We start from the raw sequence: 7,737 nt of genomic DNA, 5'->3' as shown, positions 1-7,737 counted from the left end.
CGTCCGGAGCCAGCGGGGCGTCGGGAGCCGGGGGGGGCGGCGCGTCCGGCGCCGGGGCGGGCGCCATGTTGGGGTCGAAACCCATCGGCTCCGCAGTCGCGGTGGCCGACGGGATGGTCACGAGGGTGCCCGTGACCGCGGCAAGAACGAGCGTCTTACGGACGTTCTTCAATATCTTTCCTTTCGCGGTGCGCGCGCGCCAAAGCAAGCCCACGGGGGTGGGCTGACGGTTTCTGGTTGATGCGGAAACCTGCTTCGGAACGTGCCGGCTTGTTCCGGCACGACAGCGGTGGGCTCGAATCGCCCGGCGGACTGCTACCCGCCGGCCGCGGACTGGCCTTCGCCGTCCGCAGCCCCGCTCACACGCGGGTCCGTGATTCTGTTTTCAGTTACTGTTCCGTAACCCGTTGCGGGCTAACAGGGACCGTACGAGAACGAGCCGCGTTCGTCATCTTGGGAAGACGGCCATCTCGTTTCGGTAACGGGGTGATCACGGCGCAATACCGTCGCCATTTCGGCAGGTCAGCTGCGTGATTTCGAGAAGTACCCAACAATCGCGCGGCGTTTCAAATCGTGAGCCGAATCACGCCCATTTTGTGAACTGGCGCACGTATTTGCGCTACCACGTTTGGGCCGTTTCGGGTCCAACGGACCCAGGTCCGCTGTCGCGAAGCGGCGTAGCCTACAACAAGTTACGTTGCCCCGTCACGCGCCACGCCTGACCACGGGAACGAATTGTGTTGCGCTGCTGGCTAACTTGCATCGTTCAAATAGCGGGCGTTGACACCCGTAGCCGTCCCCGCGCCGGAGGCGGTAATGTGCTGAAATTTGTTCCTGCATAATGCTTTTCGACAATTATCTGCCCGCGATCGAGGCCACGGCCGTGGAGGGCGACTGCTCCGCCGGACGCCTCCGTCAGACCGTCCGATTCGGCCTTGCCGATTTGCTCACGAGATCTGTGATTTCGGTCGACGCCGGGCGCATGGACACGGCGTCCTTATAAAGCGGCGGGCAATTGGCCTGAAACTCGTGGTGCGCCAACAGATCACGGTGCGCCGCCGGATTGCCTATTCCCCGACGGCGAGTCGCTTAGCCCGAAATCGAAGCGAGAACAGCACTCGTCTTATGTCGAATAGGCTTGCGCATTCTCGGGCGTCGGCAGTGCCCGAATTTACGCAGAATTTATCCGACGCGATTTCGCCGCGCTGGTGGCGCGGGATTGCCGTCAGCTGCGGGGCTGTGCGAGGGCGCGGAGCTCCGCGTCGGTGTTGACGTTGGTCAGCCACCGCGATTCCGACGTCACGACGCGCTGGGCATCCGATGAGTCCACCAGGGCGCGCATTTTGCGCTGGCCGGCGGCCACCAACGCGTCGACCCGGTCGGCCAGGTCCGTCCGGTACACCGCGGCAAGGTAGTGGTCCTGGCCGTCCCAGGGCAGCACCACTTCCGCACCCGTCTCCAGCGCCCGGCGGGCGAGGTCGTCGATGAGTTCGACGGCCAGGAACGGCATGTCGACGGCGCAGACGAAGGCGAGGCGGGCGCCGGCATCGGCGGCCGCGCGCAATCCCCGCCCCGTCGCCGGCAACGGGCCCAGGCCGCGCAGTTCGTCGCGCATGACCCGAGCGTGCAGTTCGGGCAACGGCTGCCCTTGGGCGGCCATGACAAGGACTGGGTCGCAACGCTGTTGGAGGATGCCGACGACGTGTTCGACCATCGTGGTTGCATCGGAGCCCGCGGACCCGGGGACGGGCAGGCTCGCTTTGTCTCGCCCCATCCGTTGCGATGCGCCGCCGGCGAGCACTACGCCGGCGAGTGAACTCGTTTCGCCCACGTCAGTCGACGGTCCAGGTGTCGCGCCCACGCAGCAGCGACTGCAGGGCGGCGTCGTCGAACGGCTTCGCGGCGCGGGCGGCCTGCACCTGCGAGCGCGCCGCGTCGTCGTAAGTGGGGCGGCTGACATCCCGGAAGATTCCGAGCACGGTGTGATCGAGGTTCTGATCGGAGAGCCGCGACAGCGCGAAGGCGTAGGCCGAGTCGTCGGTGTGCGCGTCGTGCACCATGATCTCGTCGACGGACACGTCGGCGGTCTTGGCGAATTCGAGGCCGAAGCCGGACTTGACCACGCAGTACTCGCCGTCGGCGCCGAAGGTGATGGGGTCGCCGTGGCGGATGTTGATCACCCGTTCCTCGGCGCCCTCCTTGCGCAGCACGTCGAAGGAGCCGTCGTTGAAAATCGGGCAGTCCTGCAGGATTTCGACCACCGCGGCGCCGCGCTGCTCGGCGGCGGCGCGCAACACCTCGGACAGTCCGTTGCGGTCGGAGTCGAGGGCGCGGCCGACGAACGTCGCCTCGGCACCCAGCGCCAACGACACCGGATTGAACGGGTGGTCCAGCGATCCCATCGGGGTGGACTTGGTGATCTTGCCGACCTCCGACGTCGGCGAGTACTGGCCCTTGGTCAGCCCGTAGATCCGGTTGTTGAACAACAAGATCGTGATGTTGACGTTGCGGCGCAGCGCGTGGATCAGGTGGTTGCCGCCGATCGACAACGCGTCGCCGTCACCGGTGACCACCCACACCGAGAGGTCCTCGCGGGCCAGCGCCAGACCGGTCGCGATGGCCGGCGCGCGCCCGTGGATGGAGTGAAATCCGTAGGTTTCCAAGTAATACGGGAACCGGCTCGAGCAACCAATGCCGCTGATGAACACGATGTTCTCGCGACGCAGCCCGAGCTCGGGCAGGAAGTTGCGGATGGTGTTGAGGATGACGTAGTCCCCACACCCGGGGCACCAACGGACCTCTTGGTCACTGGTGAAGTCCTTGCCCTTCTGCGGCTGATCCGTGGTGGGCACACCGTCGTTCTTCTTCAACCTAGGGGTCAGCCCTAGGTCCGTGCCCGCCAGATTTCCCACCAGGTCGGTCATTCGATAGCTCCCGCTCCAACCGTTGCTGCCGCCATTCTGGCGACCATCGTCTTGTCTTGCTCGATTTCTGCCAGCGTGCCGCCCTCCGCAGCGCGGATGACACGCCCGATCTCGTCGGCGAGGAATGCGACACCCTGGACCTTGCTAACCGATTGCACGTCGACCAGATACTTGCCGCGGAGCAACAGGGCGAGCTGGCCCAGGTTCATCTCCGGGCACACCACCATCGGGTAACGCCGCAACACATCGCCCAGGTTCGCCGGGAACGGGTTCAGGTAGCGCAGGTGGGCGTGCGCGACCTTGACGCCCTTGCGCCGCGCACGCCGGCAGGCTTCACCGATCGGGCCGTACGAGCTGCCCCAGCCGATCAGCAGCAGCTCGGCGTCTCCGGTCGGGTCGTCAACCTCGAGGTCGGGAACCGATATGCCGTCGATCTTGGCCTGGCGCAAGCGAACCATGAGGTCGTGGTTGACCGGCTCGTAGGAGATGGCGCCCGAGCCGTTAGCCGCCTCCAGGCCACCGATCCGATGCTCGAGGCCGGGGGTGCCCGGCACGGCGAATTGGCGCGCGAGCGTCTCCGGATCGCGGTTGTACGGCTGGAACGGCTCGTCCGGCTTGGCGAACGTGTGCTTGATCGGCTGCAGCGTGCTGACGTCCGGAATGCGCCACGGCTCCGAGCCGTTGGCGATTGCGCCGTCGGACAACACGATCACCGGGGTGTGGTAGGAGACCGCGATGCGTACCGCCTCGAGCGCGGTTTCGAAGCAGTCGGACGGCGAGCGTGGCGCCAGCACGGCAACCGGCGACTCCCCGTTGCGGCCGTACAGCGCCTGCAGCAGGTCGGCCTGCTCGGTCTTGGTCGGCAGGCCGGTCGAGGGGCCGCCGCGCTGAACGTCGATGACCAGCAAGGGCAATTCGGTCATCACCGCGAGACCCAACGCTTCCGACTTGAGCGAGATCCCCGGGCCCGACGTGCTCGTGACGCCCAGAGCACCGCCGTACGAGGCGCCGATTGCGGCGCAGATGCCGCCGATCTCGTCCTCGGCCTGGAAGGTGATGACGTTGAAGTTCTTGTGCTTGGACAGCTCGTGCAGGATGTCCGACGCCGGCGTGATCGGATAACTGCCGAGCACCACCGGAATGTTGGCCAGCTGACCCGCCGCGACGATGCCGTAGGACATCGCGGTGTTGCCGGAGATCTGCCGGTATTCGCCAGAGGGCAACGTCGCCCGCGAAACCTCGTAGGTGGTGCCGAACGCCTCGGTCGTTTCGCCGTAGTTCCAGCCCGCCTTGAGCGCCAAGACATTGGCCTCCGCGATGTCGGGCTTGCGGGCGAACTTCTCCCGGATGAACTTCTCGCTGGTCTCGATCGGCCGGCCGTACATCCACGACAGCAGACCCAGCGCGAACATGTTCTTCGCGCGCTGGCCGTCTTTCTTCGACGCGCCGATCGCCTCAACCGCGCCCAGCGTCAGCGTGGTCATCGCGACGGAATGCACGACGTAGTCGGACAACTCGTCGGACTCGAGGGGGTTCGTTACGTAGCCCACCTTGGTCAGGTTGCGCTTGGTGAACTCGTCGGAGTTGGCGATCACCATGCCGCCGCGCGGCAGGTCGCCCAGGTTGGCCTTGAGCGCCGCCGGGTTCATCGCGACGAGCACGTCTGGGCGGTCACCGGCGGTCAGGATGTCGTAGTCGGCGATTTGGATCTGAAAGGACGAGACCCCGGGCAGGGTGCCTGCGGGGGCGCGGATCTCCGCGGGGTAGTTCGGCTGGGTCGCCAGGTCGTTGCCGAAAAGCGCTGCCTCCGAGGTGAACCGGTCACCGGTCAGCTGCATGCCGTCGCCGGAGTCCCCGGCGAAGCGAATGACGACTTGCTCCAGGCGCTGGCGGTCGGACCCGCCACCGGAAGGCGACCCGTTCGAGCCGTTGTGAGAATCAGATCCGGCTCCGCTGCCGTTCGGATCCACGTATCCGCCTTCCATTCGTCGGATAGGCACTTCGCTGCTGAAGCTTTACGTTACGCGCTGTTCAAGCGAGTCCCGCGCCCTCGCGCTGTGTGTCACTGGTGGTACCAATTATGGCACTTCTTTAAGAGACTCTAAGACGAGAATGGCCGTCTCTAAACCATTACACGCAGCGGTTTTCACCTAAAACCGATGTCAGCCGGGGGACGGTGGCGCCGACACTTCAAAAGTGTGGTATTGGTCACTCTTCCGCGACGGCGGCCAATTCTCTGGGCGCCGTTTCGGGCATCGCGATCAGGTACAGGAAGAAGCCCACGCCCGCGAGCGCTCCCAGGGAAGCGAAGGCGGCGTCGTAGCCGGCGGCCACCACGATCCAGCCCGCAACGAGGTTGGAAACCGAGGCGCCTATCCCCGTCGCGGCCGTCACGGCGCCGAGGCTGACATTGAACCGGCCGGTGCCGTGCGTCACGTCTTGGACCACGAGGGGAAACAGCGCGCCGAACACGCCGGCCCCGATGCCGTCAAGCAGCTGGACGCCGACCAACCAGTACGGGTTACCGGACAGGGTGTAGAGAAATCCGCGGGCGGCCAAGACCGCGAAGCCAACCAGGAAGATCGGCTTTCGTCCCCACGAATCGGCCTTGGTTCCGGCGAAGTAAGCCACCGGCACCATGACCACCTGCGCGGCGACGATGCAACCGGCCATCAGGGCGGTCCCGACGTCCTTGTTGTGCAGCGCCAGCAGCTGGCCGACCAGCGGCAGCATTGCCGCATTGGCGAAGTGGAACGCAATGACCGTCGCGGCGAAGATCATCAGCCTGCGGTTGTGCAGCAGCGCCGCCATCCGCGACGGCGTCTCGTGCGGCCCTCCCCGCACGTGATCCATGCCCCGGGCGACGTCATGGTCGATCGCATCGCCCGGAATCCGCAGCGTCGCAAGCACACTGGCGGCCGCCATGACGGCAAGCACCCAGAACACCACCACCGGGCCGAAGAAGTAGGCCAGCCCGCCGGTAATGGCGGCGGCCGACGCGTTGCCCGCGTGGTTGAACGACTCGTTGCGCCCGATCCGCCGGGAAAAGTAACGGGGACCCACGACGCCCAAGGTGATCGCGGCCAGCGCCGGGGCGAAGACCGAGCCGGCGATGCCAGTGAGGGCCTGCAATACCGAGATCGAGTAGAAGCCGGGAAACAACGGCATCGCCAACGAACCGACCGTGATGGTCAACGCCCCGACGATGATCAGCGCCCGTTTGGCCGTGCTCCGATCCACCAACGCGCCGGCCGGCGCCTGCGCAACGATCGCCCCGATCCCCCCGACCGCCATGACGAACCCGATCGACGCCTGATCCCAATGGTGGGCCAGCAGCAAGTAGATCGACAGGTAGGGGCCCAGCCCGTCGCGCACATCGGCCAGCAGGAAGTTCACCAGGTCGAGCGCGCCCGTCAGCCGGCGCGGTACGGGGCTGGCGGTGGCAGCGGCGGCCGGCATGCGCATCTAGTACCCAAATGCGCGGCGGCTCGACCGCCGGGGAGTGTTAGGCGCTCTTGTCGCGACGCTCGGTGCGCGACGGCTTGCGCGGCACGATCGTCGGCAGCACGTTGTCCTGCACGGTCTCCTTGGTCACTACGACCTTGGCGACGTCGTCGCGGCTCGGGATGTCGTACATCACCGGCAGCAGGACCTCTTCCATGATGGCGCGCAGACCGCGGGCGCCCGTGCCGCGGTGGATCGCCTGGTCGGCGATCGCCTCCAGCGCGTCATCGGTGAATTCGAGCTCGACGCCGTCCATCTCGAACAGCCGGGTGTATTGCTTGACCAGAGCGTTCTTCGGCTCGGACAGGATCTTGACCAACGACTCCCGGTCCAGGTTGGTCACCGAGGCGACCACCGGCAGCCGGCCGATGAACTCGGGGATCAGGCCGAACTTGATCAGGTCCTCGGGCATGACGTCGGAGAAGTGGTCGGTGGTGTCGATTTCGGCCTTCGAGCGGACCTCGGCGCCGAAGCCCAGGCCCCGCTTGCCGACGCGCTCGTAGATGATCTTCTCCAGGCCGGCGAACGCCCCCGCGACGATGAACAGCACGTTGGTGGTGTCGATCTGGATGAACTCTTGGTGCGGGTGCTTGCGGCCGCCCTGCGGGGGAACCGACGCCTGCGTGCCCTCCAGGATCTTCAGCAGGGCCTGCTGAACGCCCTCGCCGGAGACGTCGCGGGTGATCGACGGGTTCTCGCTCTTGCGGGCGATCTTGTCGACCTCGTCGATGTAGATGATTCCGGTCTCGGCGCGCTTGACGTCGTAGTCGGCGGCCTGAATGAGTTTGAGCAGAATGTTCTCGACGTCCTCACCGACGTAACCGGCTTCGGTCAGCGCGGTGGCGTCGGCGATGGCGAACGGGACGTTGAGCATCTTGGCGAGCGTCTGGGCGAGGTAGGTCTTGCCGCAGCCGGTGGGACCGAGCATCAGGATGTTGGACTTGGTCAGCTCAACCGGCTCGTGCCGGGAGTCGCGGCCCTTCTCCCCGGCTTGGATGCGCTTGTAGTGGTTGTAGACGGCGACGGCCAGCGTCCGCTTGGCGGTGTCCTGCCCGATGACGTAGCCCTCCAAGAATTCCCGGATCTCAACCGGCTTGGGGAGTTCGTCAAGTTTGACGTCGTCGGCGTCGGCCAGCTCCTCTTCGATGATCTCGTTGCAGAGGTCGATGCACTCGTCGCAGATGTACACACCGGGGCCAGCAATGAGCTTCTTGACCTGTTTCTGGCTCTTCCCGCAGAACGAGCACTTCAGCAGGTCACCGCCGTCTCCGATGCGCGCCATGGTGCTTAGGTGCCTACTTCCTTTTCG

At 65.7% G+C, this 7,737-nt stretch carries 5 protein-coding genes; all 5 read right to left on the bottom strand.

Annotation, left to right across the window (positions count from 1 at the left end; translation table 11 throughout):
• Positions 1 to 1,225: 1,225 nt before the first annotated feature.
• The 5 genes from mobA to clpX all read right to left on the bottom strand — a co-directional run bounded on the left by mobA (position 1,226) and on the right by clpX (position 7,710).
• Complete coding sequence (gene mobA, locus A5750_RS03160; RefSeq protein WP_231989115.1) at positions 1,226 to 1,774, bottom strand: molybdenum cofactor guanylyltransferase; 549 nt, start codon at positions 1,772 to 1,774, stop codon at positions 1,226 to 1,228.
• Between the two features lie 58 nt (positions 1,775 to 1,832).
• The gene (locus tag A5750_RS03155) at positions 1,833 to 2,924 is read right to left on the bottom strand and encodes a 2-oxoacid:ferredoxin oxidoreductase subunit beta (protein ID WP_067261131.1); all 1,092 of its coding nucleotides are present in this window, start codon (positions 2,922 to 2,924) and stop codon (positions 1,833 to 1,835) included.
• Entirely contained in the window at positions 2,921 to 4,894 is a 1,974-nt protein-coding gene (locus tag A5750_RS03150) for a 2-oxoacid:acceptor oxidoreductase subunit alpha (protein WP_156659799.1), read from the bottom strand. Before A5750_RS03150 ends, A5750_RS03155 begins: the two co-directional genes overlap by 4 nt.
• A 238-nt stretch (positions 4,895 to 5,132) precedes the next feature.
• Positions 5,133 to 6,383: an MFS transporter gene (locus A5750_RS03145; RefSeq protein WP_156659801.1), complete on the bottom strand. Its 1,251-nt coding sequence runs from the start codon at positions 6,381 to 6,383 to the stop codon at positions 5,133 to 5,135.
• Positions 6,384 to 6,429: 46 nt separating this feature from the next.
• On the bottom strand, positions 6,430 to 7,710 hold the full coding sequence (gene clpX, locus A5750_RS03140) for an ATP-dependent Clp protease ATP-binding subunit ClpX (RefSeq protein ID WP_066958367.1): 1,281 nt from the start codon (positions 7,708 to 7,710) through the stop codon (positions 6,430 to 6,432).
• Between the last annotated feature and the right edge of the window lie 27 nt (positions 7,711 to 7,737).

This window comes from Mycobacterium sp. 852002-51613_SCH5001154, assembly GCF_001667425.1.
Lineage (GTDB): Bacteria > Actinomycetota > Actinomycetes > Mycobacteriales > Mycobacteriaceae > Mycobacterium.
The sequence above is the reverse complement of the archived record's forward strand: the minus strand, read 5'-3'. Positions and strand labels throughout refer to the sequence as shown.